The 18,643-nt window shown below is 37.4% G+C and carries 19 protein-coding genes and 1 rRNA gene; 10 read left to right on the forward strand and 10 right to left on the reverse strand.

Translation table 11 applies throughout. The annotated features are described in order from the left end of the window. Positions 1–55: 55 nt before the first annotated feature. From HMPREF0999_RS22925 to HMPREF0999_RS10000, 10 genes are all read left to right on the forward strand, one after another. Positions 56–136 carry a hypothetical protein gene (locus HMPREF0999_RS22925; protein ID WP_226769914.1) on the forward strand — a complete coding sequence of 27 codons (81 nt, stop codon included), beginning with the start codon at positions 56–58 and terminating at the stop codon, positions 134–136. 629 nt (positions 137–765) lie between these two features. Continuing rightward, positions 766–2,184: a flippase gene (locus HMPREF0999_RS09960; RefSeq protein WP_010183668.1), complete on the forward strand. Its 1,419-nt coding sequence runs from the start codon at positions 766–768 to the stop codon at positions 2,182–2,184. A gap of 38 nt (positions 2,185–2,222) precedes the next feature. After that, the gene (locus HMPREF0999_RS09965; protein WP_226769915.1) at positions 2,223–3,377 is read left to right on the forward strand and encodes an EpsG family protein; all 1,155 of its coding nucleotides are present in this window, start codon (positions 2,223–2,225) and stop codon (positions 3,375–3,377) included. A 34-nt stretch (positions 3,378–3,411) separates the two neighbouring features. Continuing rightward, positions 3,412–4,590: a glycoside hydrolase family 99-like domain-containing protein gene (locus tag HMPREF0999_RS09970; protein WP_009275836.1), complete on the forward strand. Its 1,179-nt coding sequence runs from the start codon at positions 3,412–3,414 to the stop codon at positions 4,588–4,590. Positions 4,591–4,594: 4 nt separating this feature from the next. Continuing rightward, positions 4,595–5,743 carry a glycosyltransferase gene (locus HMPREF0999_RS09975; protein ID WP_009275837.1) on the forward strand — a complete coding sequence of 383 codons (1,149 nt, stop codon included), beginning with the start codon at positions 4,595–4,597 and terminating at the stop codon, positions 5,741–5,743. Next, positions 5,743–6,396 (forward strand): acetyltransferase, encoded by a 654-nt coding sequence (locus tag HMPREF0999_RS09980; protein ID WP_008773341.1) that lies wholly within the window; start codon positions 5,743–5,745, stop codon positions 6,394–6,396. Before HMPREF0999_RS09975 ends, HMPREF0999_RS09980 begins: the two co-directional genes overlap by 1 nt. Positions 6,397–6,408: 12 nt before the next feature. Continuing rightward, positions 6,409–6,633: a phosphopantetheine-binding protein gene (locus HMPREF0999_RS09985; protein ID WP_008773340.1), complete on the forward strand. Its 225-nt coding sequence runs from the start codon at positions 6,409–6,411 to the stop codon at positions 6,631–6,633. Between the two features lie 3 nt (positions 6,634–6,636). Next, the gene (locus tag HMPREF0999_RS09990) at positions 6,637–6,882 is read left to right on the forward strand and encodes an acyl carrier protein (protein ID WP_009275838.1); all 246 of its coding nucleotides are present in this window, start codon (positions 6,637–6,639) and stop codon (positions 6,880–6,882) included. After that, positions 6,882–8,273, forward strand: a complete 1,392-nt coding sequence (locus HMPREF0999_RS09995; protein WP_009275839.1) for an AMP-binding protein — start codon at positions 6,882–6,884, stop codon at positions 8,271–8,273. The genes HMPREF0999_RS09990 and HMPREF0999_RS09995 overlap by 1 nt, the downstream gene beginning before the upstream one ends. 8 nt (positions 8,274–8,281) lie before the next feature. Next, positions 8,282–8,650 carry a 3-oxoacyl-ACP synthase gene (locus tag HMPREF0999_RS10000; protein WP_009275840.1) on the forward strand — a complete coding sequence of 123 codons (369 nt, stop codon included), beginning with the start codon at positions 8,282–8,284 and terminating at the stop codon, positions 8,648–8,650. A gap of 529 nt (positions 8,651–9,179) precedes the next feature. Here HMPREF0999_RS10000 and HMPREF0999_RS10005 read toward each other — a convergent pair. The 10 genes from HMPREF0999_RS10005 to HMPREF0999_RS10050 all read right to left on the reverse strand — a co-directional run bounded on the left by HMPREF0999_RS10005 (position 9,180) and on the right by HMPREF0999_RS10050 (position 18,610). Further along, positions 9,180–9,650 carry a hypothetical protein gene (locus tag HMPREF0999_RS10005; protein WP_009275842.1) on the reverse strand — a complete coding sequence of 157 codons (471 nt, stop codon included), beginning with the start codon at positions 9,648–9,650 and terminating at the stop codon, positions 9,180–9,182. Further along, on the reverse strand, positions 9,635–10,984 hold the full coding sequence (locus tag HMPREF0999_RS10010; RefSeq protein ID WP_009275843.1) for a sugar phosphate nucleotidyltransferase: 1,350 nt from the start codon (positions 10,982–10,984) through the stop codon (positions 9,635–9,637). Before HMPREF0999_RS10010 ends, HMPREF0999_RS10005 begins: the two co-directional genes overlap by 16 nt. A 357-nt stretch (positions 10,985–11,341) precedes the next feature. Continuing rightward, a 5S ribosomal RNA gene (gene rrf / locus HMPREF0999_RS10015) occupies positions 11,342–11,452 on the reverse strand. Positions 11,453–11,464: 12 nt separating this feature from the next. Further along, positions 11,465–12,409, reverse strand: coding sequence for a GDP-L-fucose synthase family protein (locus HMPREF0999_RS10020; RefSeq protein ID WP_009275845.1), 945 nt, complete (start codon positions 12,407–12,409; stop codon positions 11,465–11,467). Further along, a complete protein-coding gene (gene gmd / locus HMPREF0999_RS10025) occupies positions 12,406–13,491 on the reverse strand; it encodes a GDP-mannose 4,6-dehydratase (protein ID WP_009275846.1) in 1,086 nt (361 codons plus the stop codon). The genes HMPREF0999_RS10020 and gmd overlap by 4 nt, the downstream gene beginning before the upstream one ends. Further along, the gene (locus tag HMPREF0999_RS10030; RefSeq protein ID WP_009275847.1) at positions 13,488–14,279 is read right to left on the reverse strand and encodes a glycosyltransferase family 2 protein; all 792 of its coding nucleotides are present in this window, start codon (positions 14,277–14,279) and stop codon (positions 13,488–13,490) included. The genes gmd and HMPREF0999_RS10030 overlap by 4 nt, the downstream gene beginning before the upstream one ends. 17 nt (positions 14,280–14,296) lie before the next feature. Continuing rightward, a complete protein-coding gene (locus HMPREF0999_RS10035; protein WP_009275848.1) occupies positions 14,297–14,845 on the reverse strand; it encodes a WcaF family extracellular polysaccharide biosynthesis acetyltransferase in 549 nt (182 codons plus the stop codon). Then, positions 14,835–15,974, reverse strand: a complete 1,140-nt coding sequence (locus tag HMPREF0999_RS10040) for a glycosyltransferase (protein WP_009275849.1) — start codon at positions 15,972–15,974, stop codon at positions 14,835–14,837. Before HMPREF0999_RS10040 ends, HMPREF0999_RS10035 begins: the two co-directional genes overlap by 11 nt. Before the next feature lie 147 nt (positions 15,975–16,121). Beyond that, positions 16,122–17,228 (reverse strand): hypothetical protein, encoded by a 1,107-nt coding sequence (locus tag HMPREF0999_RS10045; protein ID WP_229034699.1) that lies wholly within the window; start codon positions 17,226–17,228, stop codon positions 16,122–16,124. Between the two features lie 257 nt (positions 17,229–17,485). After that, positions 17,486–18,610, reverse strand: coding sequence for a glycosyltransferase family 4 protein (locus HMPREF0999_RS10050; protein ID WP_009275851.1), 1,125 nt, complete (start codon positions 18,608–18,610; stop codon positions 17,486–17,488). Positions 18,611–18,643: the final 33 nt, after the last annotated feature.

The raw sequence follows: 18,643 nt of genomic DNA on the forward strand, positions 1-18,643 counted from the left end.
AAGCAATCAATAGGAGGAAGGAGGTATGGTAATAGAAAAGATTGGTTACATAGTGATGCTTATCACAGAGTTTGCCAAACCTTATCATTTGACACCGCAGCAGGCATATCGTTATATCGCTAGATATAAGGAATAGAGGTCTGTTTTGAGCATTATGGTATAATGCATACTTTGTCGTTGGATGATAATTTGATTAGCTTCGCTCTTTTTGGAAAAAAACTATTTCTAAGCTTCAAGTAATTTAAATGATGGAAACTGCAGATGTTGAATTTATGATGAATTGCCTCTGTGTGATATACTGAGTACTCTTGTTGAGGAACGAGGAATGGTAATTACAGTGGCTTTTGAGATACTATACAATTCTGATACTTATCAAAAACTGCTGAATCCTACTTCTGACCTTTATTTCCAAAGTCCACGCCATGTCTTGTTTTATTTGGATAAAGAATTCACTCAGGGGAAATTGGAAAGTGCTTAACGATAGGACGGTTAATTTGATAAACATTGTAAACACTCAAATTAGGGCTCAATATTAGAAGACTTATCTTTGCTGCGTAAATTTTAAATTTAGAATTATGTGCAGTAGCGAAGATTTAGAAGAGTCTTTAATTTGATACAGTTCCATTTCCCTTAATATATGTAAGAGCAGAGTTTATGGCAAGATGGATTTAGGGATTCAGATAAGTTCTAAAGTGATTACTTGCAGTTTAAAATCCCGATTGCTTTGTTCTATTAGTCTAAAGAAAACGTTTATGTTCGATTGATATGTCTTCTCCTTCGATAAAAAAGAACTTTATTTATAAAAGTATACTGACCCTATCTACTTACTTAATTAATCTTATGATATTCCCTTATGTATCAAGAGTATTAGGTGTGGAATATGTTGGCTTGGTTAATTTCGTGGATAATACAGTGAATTATTTTCTGTTATTTGCGACCATGGGTATGAGTATATTAGGGATACGTGAGATAGCTGCGGTAAAAAATGATTACCAAAGGAAAAGTCAGGTATTTTCCAATTTGATGGGTATGAACATCGTGTTTACATTATTTACATTAATCGTTTATCTAATCTGCATAGCTGTTGTACCTAAATTCAACCAATATGAAGAATTGTTTTATATAGGAGCAGGTAAGATACTATTTTCCGCATTTCTGATAGAATGGTTTTTTACCGGAATTGAGAACTTTCATTATATAACTTTGCGTAGTTTGTTTATTAAATGTATATATATCATATCCATATTGTTCTTGATTAAATCTCCTGCTGATTATCGGCTCTATTTTATCTTGACTGTGGGTGTTGTAGTGATAAATGCGTTGATTAATACCGTATATGTATATCGTTTTATTGATTTTCAGTTCAAGGATTTATTTTCCACACGGTTTTATAGGCAAAACTGTATGCTAGGACTTTATGCGATCATGACATCTATGTATCTTACGTTCAATGTGATGTATTTAGGTCTTGTGTCTGATAATGTGGAAGTAGGTTATTATACCACGGCGTTTAAGCTCTATTATGTAATATTGGGTTTGTTCTCAGCTTTTACCAATGTGATGCTGCCACGAATGAGCGCATTGATTTCAGAAGGAGAGGGACAGCGTTTTCATGAACTGATTGGTCGTTCGTTTATGGTAATAACGATGTTTAGTATTCCGATGATAGCCTGTAGTATAGCCTTGGCTCCTCAGATGATTTTTATTTTGGCGGGAGCAGGATATGAGGGAGCTATATTGCCTATGCGAATCATAATGCCCGCGATATTATTTGTAGGGATTGCGCAAGTGTTGGCTATTCAGGTTCTAATTCCTATGAAGAAAGACAAGATACTGTTGAAAGCTTCTGTTATAGGTGCTTTAGTTGCTTTATTAGTAAACTTAACAGTGGTATATCGGTTGGAAAGCGTAGGATCTGCTTTGGTATTGGTGGCATCTGAGACGGTGGTGACATTATTTTATATTTTATATACATTTCATCATAAGTTAGTTCATTTACCTTTGAAATACCTTGGACAAAGTATAGTTTGTGCTATACCAAGTCTCTTAGTTTGTTTATTATGTGGTAATATGATAGAAAATCCATCCCTGTCTTTTTTAGTAGCTCTTTTTGCTGGGGGGACTTGTTGGTTAGTGTCCTTTTATTTTATGAAAGGAAGAAATATTATAAGATATAAACCTTAATATATCCTCTGATGATTTATGCGTTTATTGTATTCCTGATGATTTTGTGTATCTACATTTATGATATACATAATAGCACTCGCTATAAATATACTTCTTTTTATTCGATTATATTCATCCTTATCCTGCTGAATGTGTTGAGTTATAAGATTGGTGGAGACACAGAAGTGTATATGTATCGTTGGAAGTATGATTATAGATCAATTTTTAATGTACCTTTGGCAGATGAAATAGATATTCGTTCAAAAGAAAGGCTTGGCTGGATATTATTGACATCATTTCTAAAAGGAATATGGGATAATTTTATCCTGTTAAGAATTGTCCTAGCTTGTTGGATAAATATGGTAGTGGCTTATTTTATTAAGAAAAACACTCGGTATATATTTACTGTGTTGCTGATCTATTTTGTAGTTTCTTATTTTAATTATAATTTTGAAATATTGCGTGAAAGCATTTCTATATCGTTTTTCTTGTTGTCATTCTCTTATTATCTAAATAAGTCATGGTTGAAGTATTTTTTGTGTTTCTTAGTTGCCTTCATGTTTCATGAGTCATCTTTGGTTTTACTGCTTCTTCCATTTTTTTATCTTGTTAATAAATTGAACTCTAGTAGTTTGTTTCTTCTTGTGTCTGTTCTGTATATATTTTTGAGTTCTTTGGATCTTGTAAATATATTGCTCTCTATAGTAGGATCTGATTTCGCTTTTTATGAAAAGTTGATAATTTATATGAATTCGGATATATATGGAGAAAATACAAGGGTTAATCCTTATGCATTCATTGTTGCTTCTGTTTTAACTCCTTTTATATCGTTGTTTATTTTAAAAAAACAACGAGGAAAAGAGTATTTAGTGATTTTTATATTGATGTCGATACTATTTAATATTTTGACATCAAGAGTGTATATATTTTATAGATTTACCAATTATATACTTTTGCCACTTGCAGTGGCTTATGCGGAAGTAATACATGCATTTTCTTCAAGATTTGTTGTTGGGAAACGGAAGAATATATTTGTTATACCTGTTTTGCTGTTCTATTTGTCATATAAAGTGTATAATATTTATATGGGCGATGGAGGAACAGATGGTAAATTTTATGATAGATATTTCCCCTATAGTTCTATAATCGATAAAAATGTTTCCAGTTATAGAACTCATATCTTAGATCAAATATCTGCTCGTCAGATGTGATAATTATGAATTATTTGCGAATTAAATAAAATTTATGGAATATCAAAATAGAAAAGCTCGTGTTATAGCCTTTTATCTTCCTCAATTTCATCCTATACCAGAAAATGATAAATGGTGGGGTAAGGGATTCACTGAATGGACGAATGTAGGAAAAGCTAAGCCCTTGTTTAAAGGTCATTATCAGCCACGTGTGCCTGCTGATTTAGGGTATTATGATCTTCGGATGCCGGAGGTACGTGAGGCTCAGGCGGAGATGGCTCGTGAAGCAGGGATCGAGGGCTTTTGTTATTGGCATTATTGGTTTGGTAATGGAAAACAATTATTGGAGCGTCCATTCAATGAGGTTCTTGAAAGTGGAAAGCCTAATTTTCCTTTTTGTTTGGGGTGGGCAAATCATACTTGGACAACTAAAACGTGGGCAAATGGAAGGATGGGTCAATCTACAGGAATGATTGCTGAACAAAAGTATTTAGGAAAGGAGGATTATATGATGCATTTCGAATATGTACTGAAAGCATTTAGGGATCCTCGATATATTTGTGTGGATGGAAAGCCTTTATTTGTTGTGTTTGATCCCTATGCTTTACCTAATGATTTTATCCCATTATGGCGTGAGTTAGCGCAAAAAAACGGACTTAAAGATATTCATTTTGTTGGATATACTCAAAATACGAGTGCTCATGGATTAAAAGATGAGCTAGGTAATGATATAGCCAAAGGATATTTCTCCCTTGATGAAGCAGGAATATATTACCAATATTTAATCGATAAATTAGGTTTCGATGCAGTTGCTTCTTTTGGCACTTGGCGTGCTGAAGTGCAACTTAAAAATAGAATATGGTTTATTATTCATAGAGTATTATCTTCTAGGTTTCATATTTCTTCATTAGATAAGTATGACTATTTAAAAATTATTAAACATTACTATGTTCCTGAGGATAAGTGGGATAATGTGTATCCTTCGCTTCTGCCTCAGTGGGATCGAAGCCCTCGTTCAGGAGTAAATGGCATTTATGTTAATTCCACACCGGTGAATTTTAAGAAAATGATTTACGAGGCTTTGAATCTTCTAAATAATAAGCAAGATGAACATAGAATTTTATTTCTTAAATCATGGAATGAATGGGCTGAAGGTAATTATGTTGAGCCTGACTTAAAATATGGTCATGGCTATTTAGACGTATTACGAGAATGTCTAGTAAATGATAAATAGGATTATGTTTATAGCATTAATATCTCGTGGTGTTCCTTCTAAACGTGATCCTCAATGGGGTTGTTTTGAAAAAGATCAAGCGGAAGCTCTTGTGGCAGTCGGGCATAAGGTTGCCGTGATTAGTGTGGATAGCCGTTTCCGGCTCTATTGGCGAAAACCTGGTATTTCTCATTATCGCTTGAATGGCATTGATTATTATGATTGTTTTTGGGTACCAGGAATTATCACCCATAGATTATTTGGAAAAAAAGTTGATTTTTCAATTAAAAGAATTCAACTTAAGAGGTTGTTTAATCGAGTGATTCGGGAACATAGCCTGCCGGATGTACTTTATTCTCATTATTTGACAAACTCATATGCTGCACTTATTTTGAAAAAGATGTATAATTTGCCATTGGTGGCAATTGAGCATTGGAGTCAGCTTAATAAGGATGTTTTATCGGATTATGCTGTTTGGTTAGGACGGGCAACTTATTCAGATTGTGATGCCGTGATTTCTGTTTCAGAATCTTTGAGGCAGCGTTTACTTCAACATTTTCAGATAAACAGTATTGTTGTGCATAATATGGTTGGATCAGAGTTTTGCTATAATTGTTCGAGAGGTAGCAAGGATGGTAAGATTCGTTTTGTTTCAACAGGTAGTTTGATTCATCGTAAAGGATATGATTTGTTAATCTCTGCTTTTGGTCAGCTCAAACTTCCTTTGGATAAATGGGAGTTGGTTATTATAGGTGAGGGGGAGGAGCGTGTGAATTTGGAACAGCAGATTGATCGGGCAGGCTTGAATAGTAATGTTTATTTGTTAGGAAGGAAAGGGAAAAAAGAGATTGGCTCTATATTATGTAATAGTGATGTTTTTGTCTTGCCGTCGCGATCTGAAACTTTTGGTGTTGTTTATGTAGAAGCAATGATGATGGGATTACCCGTTATAGCTACAGTTTGTGGAGGTCCTGAAGAATTTGTGCAAAAAACAGATGGCTTACTTGTTCCTTGTGATGATGTTGAGGCGCTTTCTTCTGCAATAAAGGATATGTATGAGAATTGTCATCAATATGATCACAAAAAGATTTCAGCTGATAGTCGTGCTCGATTTTCTCCAAATGTAATAGCTTCTCAACTAATCAACGTATTTCAAGAAGTAATGTGTAAATAATGAAGGATATTGCTATTTATGGGGCTGGTGGTTTTGGTCGTGAAGTAGCCTCATTGATAAAACGAATAAATCGTATAGAAAATCAATGGAATTTTGTTGGTTTTTTTGATGATGATTTTAGGAATAAACCAAAAGGAAGTTCAAATGAATATGGATCTTTATTGGGTGGTATTGATGATTTGAATACTTATCCGTCAAATTTATCCTTGATTCTTGCTTTTGGAAATCCTAAAATATCGTATAGAGCTTATTCGAATATAAATAATCCTTTAATTGATTTTCCTAACATTGTTGCGCCCGAAGCTTATGTTTTAGATTGGGATAATTTTTTGATGGGAAAGGGTAATATTATCTGTAGTTTCGCTTCAATGAGTTGTAATGTTAGATTAGGAGATTTTAATGTTTTCAATAACAGGGTTTCTTTAGGACATGATGCTAAAGTTGGAGATTTCAATTCTTTTATGACAGCCGCTAGAATTAGTGGAGATACTCAAATTGGAACATTGAATTTTTTTGGTGTATCTTCTGTGGTTTTACAAGGTGTCAAGATAGGAACAGGTACGACTATTGGTGCAAATAGTGTTATAATGCGAAAAACAAAGGATAATAGTGTTTATGTGGGTAATCCCGCAAAAAAGTTTGATTTTATTTAAATATAATAATATATGGAATTACAAGATTTTATCAACAAGTTTTCTGAACAATTTGACGATACAGAGATATCTGTATTTAAGCCTGATACTCATTTTAAGGAGTTGGAAGACTGGTCATCGTTAGTAGCCTTATCCGTAATTGCTATGATTGATGAGGAATATGATGTATCTTTAAAAGGGGATGACTTGCTAAAGTCTGATACTATACAGGAATTGTTTGAACGTATAAAGAAGTGATAGATGGCGACTAATTTGGAAAAATTACAAACCGCTTTCTTTAAGGGTTTAAATCTGTCTTCTATAGACCAAATTCCTGCTCTTAAGTTAAAAGAATCTCCGAATTGGGATTCTGTTGGACATATTACGCTTATTTCAGAAATAGAGGATGCTTTTGACTTAGATTTGGAAGCGGATGATATGTTTGAGATCGATACGTTTGACTCGGCCATTAAGGTCTTAGAAAGTAAATATAATCAAAGATTCTAATGTTTGATTTCTCCTCTTTTCTATCGAATAAGGCTTTTATTACAGAGGATCATCATGTGTATACGTATGCTGATTTGCTGGGATTGTCTGAACGATTTTCTGAGCATCTAGTGCCACGATCATTGATTTTTATCGGCTGTGAGAACTCATTGGAGTCAATTGTGGCTTATGTCTCGTGTTTGCGATCGGGGGTAGTTCCTTTGCTGCTGAGTCGGGATGTTCCGGATGAGACCTTGTATCATTTGGAGGCTATTTATCACCCTCGATATTGTTGGTTCCCTAGTAGAAGAGATCTGCTTGTTAAGGGGAAGGAAAAATATTCATTGGGGGGATATTCTTTGATTCAATATGACGGAGATTCTCCTGTTTTACCTGAGGGGTTAGCTTTGCTATTAACTACATCGGGTAGTACAGGATCTCCTAAACTTGTTCGCTTATCGCATGACAATTTAAAAAGTAACGCATGTTCTATCATTGAATATTTGAAAATAACCTCTTCCGAGAAAGCGATCACATCTTTACCGATGTATTATTCTTATGGTTTATCTGTACTGAATAGCCATTTATTGGCAGGTGCTACCTTGTTGCTGACTGATAAATCGTATGTGCAGCGAGAGTTTTGGAAATTTGTTTTAGAAGAGAAGGCGACATCTTTTGCAGGTGTTCCCTTTACGTATGAAATTCTTAAGAAAATGCGTTTTGAGAAATTCTTGCCTTCATCTGTTAAGGTTATGACGCAAGCTGGTGGTAAATTGAATTCTTCTTTAATTAAGTATTTTTCGGAATATGCACGTTTGCACGATATACGTTTTTATGTAATGTATGGGCAGACAGAGGCCACCGCAAGAATGAGCTACTTACCTGCTGAGTATACTTTGAATAAAGTAGGGAGTGTAGGGGTCGCAATACCGGGTGGGCATTTTTCTTTGATTGACGAGGATGGTATGCGGATAGTGTCTCCTAATGTGGAAGGCGAATTAGTATATGAAGGCTCTAATGTTTTTTGGGGATATGCCGAATCATTAGATGATCTGTTTAAAGGTGATGAGAATAAAGGGATACTTTATACTGGCGATTTAGCTTATGTTGACTCGGAGGGATTTTATTATATATCAGGGAGAAAGAAACGTTTCTTGAAATTATATGGAAACCGAATAAGTTTAGATTTTGTCGAATCTATCGTGAAAGATCATTGCCAAGAATGTGCTTGTGTTGGTAGCGATGATAAACTAATTGTTTATGTTACAGATTTGGATAAAATTGATTCTATAAAATCGGTTTTGTCAAACCGAGTATTAATAAATCCTTCAGCTTATGAGGTTCGATTTATTGGCAAGATACCAAGGACTGATTCGGGTAAGATTATCTATTCTGATTTATCAATTATCTAATAGGGAAAATGAGTCATTTAAAAATCTCAAATGTAAAGATTGCGGGAATTACGTCATGTGTTCCTAAAATGATTGAGGAAAATAAGGAATTGTCTTTTTTTAAAAAGGGTGAGGCTGAAAAAGTGATAGCTTCTACAGGCATTGAGCGTAGACGTATTGCGGATGTGGATACGACTTCTGCGGATTTATGTTATGACGCAGCTGAAGATTTGCTCATGGGGCTGAACTGGAGACGGGATGAGATTGATTGCCTGATATTCGTGACCCAAACTCCGGATTATATATTACCCTCAAATGCTTGTATTATGCAAGGACGTTTAGGCCTAAAAACGGAATGTTATACATTAAATTCTTATCAATTTGATGGATTAATTTGAAAGACAAACGCTTATGGAAGTTCTGAAAAGTCTAAGGTAACGATTTGGAGATTGTGCTAATTTCAGTATTTTACAGTCTCATACTCGTGAAACAACTATTCTTTAAACAAAGGTAAGAATATTTTTTGATTAAAGAAAAAATCTCGAAGGAAAAATAAAAAATGTTTGGGAAGAGGATTGGAAAAAATTCAAGAAAGGGAGGTTGAGGGATTAAGTGAGGGAAATTGCATAATCAATTTGTGGTTACCGAAAAAAGGTATATTCGGAATGCCTGCATATTGCTTCTACCAGCGATTGCACGACCAGTAATTATATTAAAAAATTACCCCAATCAAGAAGAATTTTACGTTTCTCGGTTGGGGTATAAAGGTTATTTGAATTGTAACCATACCTCATATATTCAAGCTGGCTTCATTCAAAAGAAAGTCGAAGATGTTTATTATTATTCCTCCATTATTTTGACAGACAAAAGTCAGGGCACTGATAATAATTATCTTTGGAGAACCGTTATTTATATGCAGTGACGATTTCATTCCAAAAAGATTTCAGTCATCTTGTCCTTGTCGCAATACCGGTACAATTGATGGCGGATCGTATGGATGTAATTTTTACCCAAAATGGATTTGATGATGGAAGCCCGCACCAAGGACGTGAACTCTCCTTCAACGGTAGTGTGTAATGTTTCCCAAAGGGATTGCTCTTCTTCAGTTCTTAGACCGATTCTTCGTGAGGAACATAACAGGTTTTCCAAACGTTCCTTCTCTTTAGTCGTATATCTTTTCTCGGCAGACAATATGGACAAAGCGTCTTTGAGCATCATGTTTAGCAGCCCGTTCCAACTGATATCAATGCTGCTGTCGCTCCCTAAATTGATTCCGGCACCTACAAACAGGACAATCTTTTTTTTGTCCTTCAGATCCTGTCTTAAGGATTCGATATTCGCCTGATAAGTATCGTGTTCGAATATCAGGTGTTTGGATTTGTCTATCTGTCGTTCCATATCCATTCAAAACGTTCTACATCTGATTCCACAAGTAGCTCTCCTGACTGTACCTCGATGAATGTCAAGTCGGAGATAGCCCTGACTGTATGTTTAACACCTTTCTTGATCGTAACCGTATCGCCTCTGCTAACAACCGACCTGATATCATCGAGTACCAGTACTCCTTCGCCGTCGATAAACGTCCAGACTTCATTGCGATGGCGGTGTAACTGATAGCTGATACCCTTACCGGATTTGATTTTCAGTTGCTTGGTAAGGGATTTGTAACCGTCGGAAAACTCGGCGGTATTGACTACTTTGTATTCACCCCAACGACGTTCCTCGAACATCGGCCGATATTGCAGAAGGTCGGCGTAGGTCTTGATGTTCTCGCTTTTATTCTTGTCCGAAATCAGGATTCCGTCATTCGATGCCGCAATGACCAGATTCCGTGTGCCAATACACATGATTGGCAGTCCAAGTTCGTTGATGACGTGGGTATTCTCGGATTCTTCATCCATGATAACATTGCCCATGGTGTGTTCCGATAGTTCATCAGTCAACGTATTCCATGTACCAAGGTCTTTCCACTCTCCGGCAAAAGGTACGACGGCTACCGACTGCGCTTTTTCAGCGACTTCGTAGTCAAAACTGATTTTCGGAAATTCCACATAGCGAGAACGGATCTCCGCAAATGTGTCGGCTTCAATGTACCGGGCTACGATATCCGTCATATATCCCAACCTGAAAGCGAATACGCCTCCGTTCCAGAAAGCACCCTCCGAAATAAGTTTCTCAGCAGTCATCATATCTGGTTTTTCCGTAAAGCGTGATACTTGAAATGTTCCTTTGTTTTGTACATCATTGGCTGGCACTACATATCCGTATTTTGCTGACGGATATGTGGGTTTAATTCCCATCAATACCAGTTCGGCTACATTGTTTTTCACTGCATCCGCTATCCTGCGAATCGTATCAAAATAACCAGCTTCAGTATAAGGGTCGCAAGGCATGATGATTACAATCTCATCGGTGGAACATTTTCGTTCGTAGGCCAAATACGAGCTTGCGAGAGCGATAGCTGGGAATGTATCACGACGCTCCGGTTCCGTAACTACAGGAATCTCTTCTCCAAGCTGGTTGATGATGACATCCCGCTGCAACTGGCTTGTTGCCACGGTAATCGAATCACAGATGCCGGTTTCCCGTAATTGCCGTACCACCCGTTGCACCATCGACTCTTTCGAGCCATCGGGCGCAGTCAGCAGTTTAATGAATTGCTTTGACCGTGTATTATTGGAAAGCGGCCACAGGCGTTTGCCCGAGCCGCCGGATAACAGTATGATTTGCATATAGATCTTTGAAAGCTATATCAGTAAATGAAAAATGAAGGATTTTTTTGGTGGGATCCTTCAAACCCACTGGAAGATTAGATTTTCCAAACCTCAAGTAGTTCATCCTGTTCTCGCTTACTTTTTAAGTTATCGTATAATCCATATACATTCAACTGTGCAGCGAACCGCTCTGTTTCATCCTATGCGACATAGGACTAATAGACATCATAAGACATCTATACAGTAGCAAGGGTAAGAAGTATTGCTACCATCCATTCTGACAGCCTCGTCCTCCAACGTGAGAGGCTGCCCTAATTACTAAAAATATTTTTCATATTTCAGATACTTTACTATTAATAAAAAAGAATTATCTCTCTTTGGCGATTACCTACTCTTCCACTAAATGTAGTACCATCGGCGCAAATAGTCTTCACTTCTCTGTTCGGAATGGGAAGAGGTGTATTCCCTACCGCTATAGTCACCACTTTATGTTATTTTTTATCTCTCCGCCCGCATCGGATTATTCAAAAAATCCTCGTAGGCAAGACGTATGCCGTTTTCCAATTCAGTTTTGTAAGTCCAACCTAAAGCGGTTGCCTTTGACACATCGAGTAACTTTCTCGGTGTTCCATTCGGACGGGTCGTATCCCAACGTATTTCACCACTGTAACCGATAATTTTGGCCACAAGTTCAGTAAGGGCTTTAATAGTCAGTTCCTTTCCTGTTCCTGCGTTTACGGTCTCATTACCGCTGTAGTTATTCATCAAGAACACGCACAAGTTGGCAAGGTCGTCCACATACAGAAACTCACGAAGTGGACTGCCATCACCCCAACAGATCACATAGGGAAGCCTCTGTTCTTTAGCCTCATGGAAACGGCGGATCAAGGCCGGTAATACATGACTATGTTCGGGATGATAGTTGTCGTTAGGCCCGTAAAGGTTAGTGGGCATTACACTGATGTAGTCCGTATCATATTGACGGTTCAAGAACTCACAATATTTCAGGCCGGATATTTTGGCTAGTGCGTATGCCTCGTTGGTCTTTTCCAGTTCGCTTGTCAGCAGACAACTTTCCGTCATGGGCTGCGGAGCCATACGGGGGTAGATACATGACGAACCGAGAAATTCCAACTTTTTGCAACCGTTTTTCCAAGCTGCATGAATGACGTTCATTTCCAGAATCATGTTCTCATACATGAAGTCCGCCAATGCAGATTGGTTGGCTATGATACCTCCCACCTTGGCCGCGGCAAGAAACACATATTCTGGCTTTTCCTCAGCAAAGAAACGCTCTACTGCTTCTTGGCGTGTCAGGTCAAGTTCCTTGTGCGTCCGGGTGATGATGTTCGTGTATTCCTGAAGTTCCAGTTCACGTACAATGGCAGAGCCGACCATTCCCCGGTGGCCTGCCACATAGATTTTTGCGTTCTTTTCCATCATTTTACGATTCCTTTCTCCAGATATTCTTCCAAGTTGGTGCGTACATGTTCTCCGGCACGCTCCACGGCCACCTTGGCCATGTCCGCATCTACCATGATTTTAACAAGTTGCTCGAAAGTAGTCTTTTGCGGATTCCACCCCAATTCTCGTTTAGCTTTTGCCGGATTCCCCCATAAATTCACTACATCGGTTGGACGGTAAAAGTCGGGAGACACTTCTACCAGCACCTTGCCGGTTTTCGTATCTATGCCTTTTTCGTTCTCTCCCTCTCCTTCAAAACGCAGTTCTATTCCGGCATGCCGGAAAGCCAATTGACAGAACTCGCGCACGGAATGCTGCTCACCGGTAGCTATCACGAAGTCCTCCGGCTTTTCGTTTTGAAGAATCAGCCACATGCACTCTACATAGTCTTTGGCATATCCCCAGTCGCGCAATGAAGAGAGGTTTCCCAAATACAATTTCTCTTGCTTGCCTTGCGCGATACGTGCGGCAGCGAGGGTGATTTTCCGGGTGACGAAAGTCTCTCCACGGCGTTCGCTCTCATGGTTGAACAGGATGCCCGAACAACAAAACATATTGTAAGCCTCCCGATATTCTTTCACAATCCAGTAACCATAGAGCTTGGCCACGGCATACGGGCTATAAGGGTGGAAGGGGGTGTTCTCATTTTGAGGGACTTCCTCCACCTTGCCGTAAAGTTCTGACGTTGAAGCCTGATAAATTCGGCAAGTATCAGTCAGGTCGCATTGGCGCACAGCTTCCAAGATACGCAATACACCAGTCGCATCCACATCCGCTGTAAATTCCGGTGAGTCAAACGACACCTGCACATGGCTTTGTGCGGCCAGATTATAGATTTCATTCGGTCTTACTTTTTTCACTACTTGCAGAATACTCATGGAGTCGCCTAAGTCTGCATAATGCAGGTGAAAATTGGGATGTCCTTCCAAATGGGCGATACGCTCACGGAAGTCTACCGACGAACGCCGTATCGTGCCGTGCACGTCATAACCTTTTGCTAAAAGAAACTCGGCCAAGAAGGAACCATCCTGGCCGGTGATGCCTGTAATAAGAGCTTTCATTTTAAATTATATCGAAATATGTTATTTATTTTCGTTACAACGATTTCACACACCTTGTAAGGATAACGCATACACAGGAATAGAGGATTAGAAAACACCCTATTTTGCTTCAAGGCTCTTAAATGATCACGCATGATTTGCCTATGGCTATGAAAGCCAGAAGAAGATGCACCTCCTATACGCATAGTTACAAAATCTTTGGCTATATAGCGGGTGCGGATGTGGTGTATGAATATCAGGCGCAACAGATTTTCAAAATCGGCAGCGACTTTATACGATAAGTCGAAAGTTCCAAATTCCTCATATATTGAACGTCGGCAGTAGAAAGACGGATGTGCCGGCATGAAACCAAACCGCATCCAACTTCGATGGAATGGCCGGGATGTGTAATAACGGACGCATTTATTCAAATCACAATCGTTCACATAATGAACATCTCCAAATACGGCATCTAAATTTGTATCAGACATTGCTCTTGCTACCATTGCCAAAACATCAGAAGAAGTGTAAAAGTCATCACTATTAAGTATGCCCACAATGTCACCTGTAGCCATTGCAATACCTTTGTTCATAGCGTCATAGATGCCACGATCATGTTCACTAATCCATCGTAACCTTCCTTTATAGATTGGCTCATACTCTCGTACTATGTCAATCGTGTTGTCGTTTGATCCTCCGTCAATTATCAGATGCTCAAAATCCATATAAGTTTGTCCTAAAACACTTTCAATGGTGTTACGGAGGGTGGAACTGCTATTGAATGTAGCAGTTATAATGCTGATTTTCATAAAGGATATATATTGATTTAAAAAACCGTTCTTATTCTGATTTTTTTAGCAGGATTTCCTTGATAAATAGAATAAGATTCCATGTCGTGATTGGCAACCGAAGCCACTCCTAAGACAGAATGCGAGTGCAAAGTAACACCAGGACAAACAATGGAGTGTGCCCCAATCCAAGTGCCGTTTTCCAATGTGATATTTCCAATGATTAAATCAAAAGTAGTTTTCTTGTAATTGTGATTTCCGCAAAGTAACATAGCTCCTTGACTTATGCAAACATTATTTCCAATTTTTACATTTGCCAAATTGTCTATCCACGCGTTTTCACCGATCCATGTGTAGTTCCCGACTTCCAATCTCCACGGGTATTTTATGTTTACTTTAGGCTTAATAACTACTCCTTTTCCGATTTTCGCACCAAATAATCGCAACAGTCTTACTTTTATGCAGGAAAATGGATTCAGAGGGTTTATAAAAAACAGGACGTTTATAAAATACCAGACAATTCGTATGAATCCTCCTTTTCCCGGATTATACCAAGAATTATCATAGTGGGATAAATCAGTATTCATACACAAAATTGGGTTTTTCTGATATATGGAGAATATATTGATATAATTGGCTCATTTTATCTCCGAGTACAGTTACAGAATAATTTTCTTGAATCATTCTTTTACCATTGAGGCCCATTTGTAGACGTTCATTAGGTGGCGTTTGGATAGCCTTGAGTAATGTTTGGTTTATAGTTTCTTGGTCATTACTAATCCACCAACCACAATGGTATTTTTCCAGTTCTTGCCATGGCATACCTTTGGAAGCAATGACTGGTATTCCTCTCACTAAAGCCTCTGTGACAATATTTCCAAAATTTTCAAAGTCGCTTGGTACTGCCAAATAAGTTAATGAACTTATTGCGTTGTCTTTTTCTACACCCGCCAAAAAACCTGTAAAGCGGACATTTGTCAATTTAAGTCTTTTGACTTCATCTTTCAAGAATTGCTCATATTGTTCATCATCAGCACCAATGATAAGTAATTCGGTATCTTGCATCTCTTTTCGTAATATGCTGAATGCGTAAATCAATCTTTCAATACGTTTGCGTGGATGTACTCGTCCTAAATACCCGATTCTTATTTTATCACTTTGGACAATAGGGCGTTCAATAATTCCGTCTGTTTCTATTGGATTGGGTAAAACTGCTACAGGGTTAGTGAAACCCATATTACGGTAATGGTGCATTTCTTCAAGACAAGTAGCTTGTATGCAGGCTGCTTTTTGTAAATCTTCCCGTTGATACAACAACAAAGACAGTTGTTTTATCTGTTTAGAGTGCGCTAAGGCCTGCGGATAAAGCATCCCCCTTAATGTAATGACATAAGGCTTTTTCTTTTTTCGGGCAAAATTTGCAACTCCGTGTCCAAGATATAACCATAGCCCTTGTATATGGTATAAATCATATAAGGGCATATTTTCCAATGAGGTCTTTAGATATGGAATGTATCCAAAGCGAGTTTCCAAAGTAGGTGAAGTATAATGTATCTTCACATCATTGGCTATTAAATCTTTCTTGTTGGTTAGAGGGGCCATAAGCATTTCTGCATTTACCTGATTAGCGTGTAATCCTTTTATGGTCAGATATGTGCTTAATGCTGGCCCTCCGTATTTTATATCAAGAGTTCCTGAATGAAGTATTTTCATCATATGCTTAAGAGAGAAAAAATATTAATCTAACTGCGAATGGCAAAAGAATACAAAGGAGGCAAGTAGTGAACCTTGGAGTTTACAGAGATAGAGAAAGAATAGATCTTTCTTAAAAGGCGATGAAACAAGCATATCTAAAGGATCAACTTAGTCCTCATATTCTGTATTATAATGGTATGATTGAAATGCAATGCCTATAAAAGGAAGCATACCTATCAGGATACTTCCTCCCATCATTGAATACATGAAATTTCCAATCATTGTGCAGCAGCCTATGACTATAAAATAGAATGATATATCATTGGATTTGGATTTCTTATATAAAGTATATACTTGATATAGCAAATAAAAGAAAAACAAATATCCAATGAGGCCAAAATCCACTAAGTTCAGGACCAATCCCGATTGAACTGGAATATATCCGCCACTGAATGTTAGATTTTTGCTATGGAAAGAATATTGTCCCGGCCCATATCCGAATAAATAGTAAATAGGATTATTGGATTCTATAAAATCTTTTGTTATTAAAACCTCTGACCGTCCATCCTCGATTTCATTTTGGGCACGTCCAAAAGAGCGTTCATAAAAAGAATTAATAAAAGAGATTTCGGTTTTAGCATTAGTTGGTTGCGTTTTTTGAATTTCTGAAAGGAATAGTCCGAAAGAGCCTATCACTAATACGGTACTGATAGTCAGTATTGCAACTAACTTATTAGTTCTTGATAATATTAAAATCACTACACCAATTAGTCCAATCGCAAATTCAATAAAAGCGGCAGAAGAAAACGTGTTTAATAAAATAAATAATCCCAAAGCCAATATAGTTGCCGCTTTCAGATCCAATTTCTTTTTGTAGAGGAAATTTGTTATTAGAAAAAGTACAAATGGAGTTAATGCGAAAGCCATATTCTTAGGTTCTCCACAAAGGCCATATATGCGAAAGACTGTATCACCTCCAAAAAAAGTGGCTGCAACAGCATTGGACGTACCTACATCGCGAATGATGGGAGCAAATGGAATGCCTGCTTTAAGAAAGAAATAATGTACAAACCCTATTCCTATCAGTGTACAGATGGCATACGTGTACCACTTTATGACCCTTTGATCAAAATCTCTTGGAAGCCGGTTCATGAATAATAATGGAACGACTCCTAATATGTAAGTGGCATCTTGAACCAATAGGCGAATCAAAGTGCGTGTTCCAACATTTTCAGGAGGCATGAGTAACGAAAACAGATTACTAAGTAATAGCATGATAAAAAAGTATGCAACAATCCTTTTAAGTACATCCGAAGTCCGACTGTTTGCTGGGTGAAACAGTATGCAAAAAAGCATACCTATGGCAACGACCTTGTACGGATTCCATGTAGTTATAAGATAAAAGGCACAGTTTTGAAATGGAAATGTAAAGAAATACAACCATAAAAGATACTCATGTTTCTGCCTATATACAAAGAAGCATGTCAGACATAAAAACAAGGCAAATATTCCATAACGTATAATTTCCCAAATCATACCATTTTATTTATCAATTTATTATAGGCTTCTGCGGCTTTCTTATATGTAAATTGCCGGGCATACTGGATCAACAAAGGTGAATTGCTTTCTTTGTTAAAATTCAATAGATGAAGAAAAGCCTCTTTGATTTCTATTCGATTATTCGGGTCAAATAGAAAGCTGAAGCCATTTGCAATTTCGGGCAAGGAAGTTACATTAGAACAAGCGACAGGAACACCTTGTGAGTATGCTTCAATGACAGGTAATCCAAATCCTTCGTAAAAAGAGGGAAATATAAGTCCTTTACTGTTTTTTACTAATGTTTTGAGCACATATTCTTCCTGGAAAGGCAAATGGATAATCTTGGCATTTCGTTCCATTAGGGGAGTTATCTCTTTTTTAAGATGCTCCGCTATATTTCCGATGATAAGCATATCTGGAACCTCACATTTCTCTTTCACCAATTCCTCATACGCTAATAACATATTGATCAAATTTTTTCTGCGGGACATGAATCCCCACCAAATAAAATAGGCTCGATTCTGGTATTGATTGGTAAGACTGTTTTCGATATAGTGATTGTCAAACCAAAAATCATCAATACCATTATAAATTACATTGATACGGGTATTTACTCTCTTGAAATATCTATGAATATCCTGCTTCGTGTATTCAGATATAGAAACCACATTCAAATCTTTCAATCTGAAATAGAAAGATTTTGCAAATTTGTTTTGTAACTTCCATATTTTTGCATGTGGAATAGATGCTTGGGAATGGAGTATGGACAAATCTGTTATATTGGCTATTTGTACACCTTTGAACGCTCGGACATATTCCAAATAGCTTGGATTTATAAAAATATCGTAACTGTTATCTATTGGAAAATAGTTTGATAGAGTAAGGAAACGCTGTAAACCTACGACATATCTATTCCATTTAAAATAGCGTGTTTTTACATTTGGGAGTGCATGTAATTGCTCAAAAAAAGACTTTAACATTTTAGGTCTTGGCCTTTGAGTATAAAATATGATAAATAAATCATCTTGACGTTGTTTTATTAGTTCAAGCAGCATACCTCTGACAGGATATGCACTAGTAAAAACACTCAAGCAATCTCCAGATATTGCGATTTTCATTTTTGTTTCTATTTGGGGGTTATCTTACAAGTT

The sequence above is a fragment of the Parabacteroides sp. D25 genome, from assembly GCF_000307475.1.
GTDB classification, from domain to species: Bacteria; Bacteroidota; Bacteroidia; order Bacteroidales; family Tannerellaceae; genus Parabacteroides; species Parabacteroides distasonis.

Bases quoted from the DNA above. Each gene is read 5' to 3' on its own strand.
- HMPREF0999_RS22925 (WP_226769914.1), top strand. From the start codon at position 56: ATGCTTATCACAGAGTTTGCCAAACCTTATCATTTGACACCGCAGCAG.
- HMPREF0999_RS09960 (WP_010183668.1), top strand. From the start codon at position 766: ATGTCTTCTCCTTCGATAAAAAAGAACTTTATTTATAAAAGTATACTG.
- HMPREF0999_RS09965 (WP_226769915.1), top strand. From the start codon at position 2,223: ATGATTTTGTGTATCTACATTTATGATATACATAATAGCACTCGCTAT.
- HMPREF0999_RS09970 (WP_009275836.1), top strand. From the start codon at position 3,412: ATGGAATATCAAAATAGAAAAGCTCGTGTTATAGCCTTTTATCTTCCT.
- HMPREF0999_RS09975 (WP_009275837.1), top strand. From the start codon at position 4,595: ATGTTTATAGCATTAATATCTCGTGGTGTTCCTTCTAAACGTGATCCT.
- HMPREF0999_RS09980 (WP_008773341.1), top strand. From the start codon at position 5,743: ATGAAGGATATTGCTATTTATGGGGCTGGTGGTTTTGGTCGTGAAGTA.
- HMPREF0999_RS09985 (WP_008773340.1), top strand. From the start codon at position 6,409: ATGGAATTACAAGATTTTATCAACAAGTTTTCTGAACAATTTGACGAT.
- HMPREF0999_RS09990 (WP_009275838.1), top strand. From the start codon at position 6,637: ATGGCGACTAATTTGGAAAAATTACAAACCGCTTTCTTTAAGGGTTTA.
- HMPREF0999_RS09995 (WP_009275839.1), top strand. From the start codon at position 6,882: ATGTTTGATTTCTCCTCTTTTCTATCGAATAAGGCTTTTATTACAGAG.
- HMPREF0999_RS10000 (WP_009275840.1), top strand. From the start codon at position 8,282: ATGAGTCATTTAAAAATCTCAAATGTAAAGATTGCGGGAATTACGTCA.
- HMPREF0999_RS10005 (WP_009275842.1), bottom strand. From the start codon at position 9,650: ATGGAACGACAGATAGACAAATCCAAACACCTGATATTCGAACACGAT.
- HMPREF0999_RS10010 (WP_009275843.1), bottom strand. From the start codon at position 10,984: ATGCAAATCATACTGTTATCCGGCGGCTCGGGCAAACGCCTGTGGCCG.
- HMPREF0999_RS10020 (WP_009275845.1), bottom strand. From the start codon at position 12,409: ATGATGGAAAAGAACGCAAAAATCTATGTGGCAGGCCACCGGGGAATG.
- gmd (WP_009275846.1), bottom strand. From the start codon at position 13,491: ATGAAAGCTCTTATTACAGGCATCACCGGCCAGGATGGTTCCTTCTTG.
- HMPREF0999_RS10030 (WP_009275847.1), bottom strand. From the start codon at position 14,279: ATGAAAATCAGCATTATAACTGCTACATTCAATAGCAGTTCCACCCTC.
- HMPREF0999_RS10035 (WP_009275848.1), bottom strand. From the start codon at position 14,845: ATGAATACTGATTTATCCCACTATGATAATTCTTGGTATAATCCGGGA.
- HMPREF0999_RS10040 (WP_009275849.1), bottom strand. From the start codon at position 15,974: ATGATGAAAATACTTCATTCAGGAACTCTTGATATAAAATACGGAGGG.
- HMPREF0999_RS10045 (WP_229034699.1), bottom strand. From the start codon at position 17,228: ATGCTATTACTTAGTAATCTGTTTTCGTTACTCATGCCTCCTGAAAAT.
- HMPREF0999_RS10050 (WP_009275851.1), bottom strand. From the start codon at position 18,610: ATGAAAATCGCAATATCTGGAGATTGCTTGAGTGTTTTTACTAGTGCA.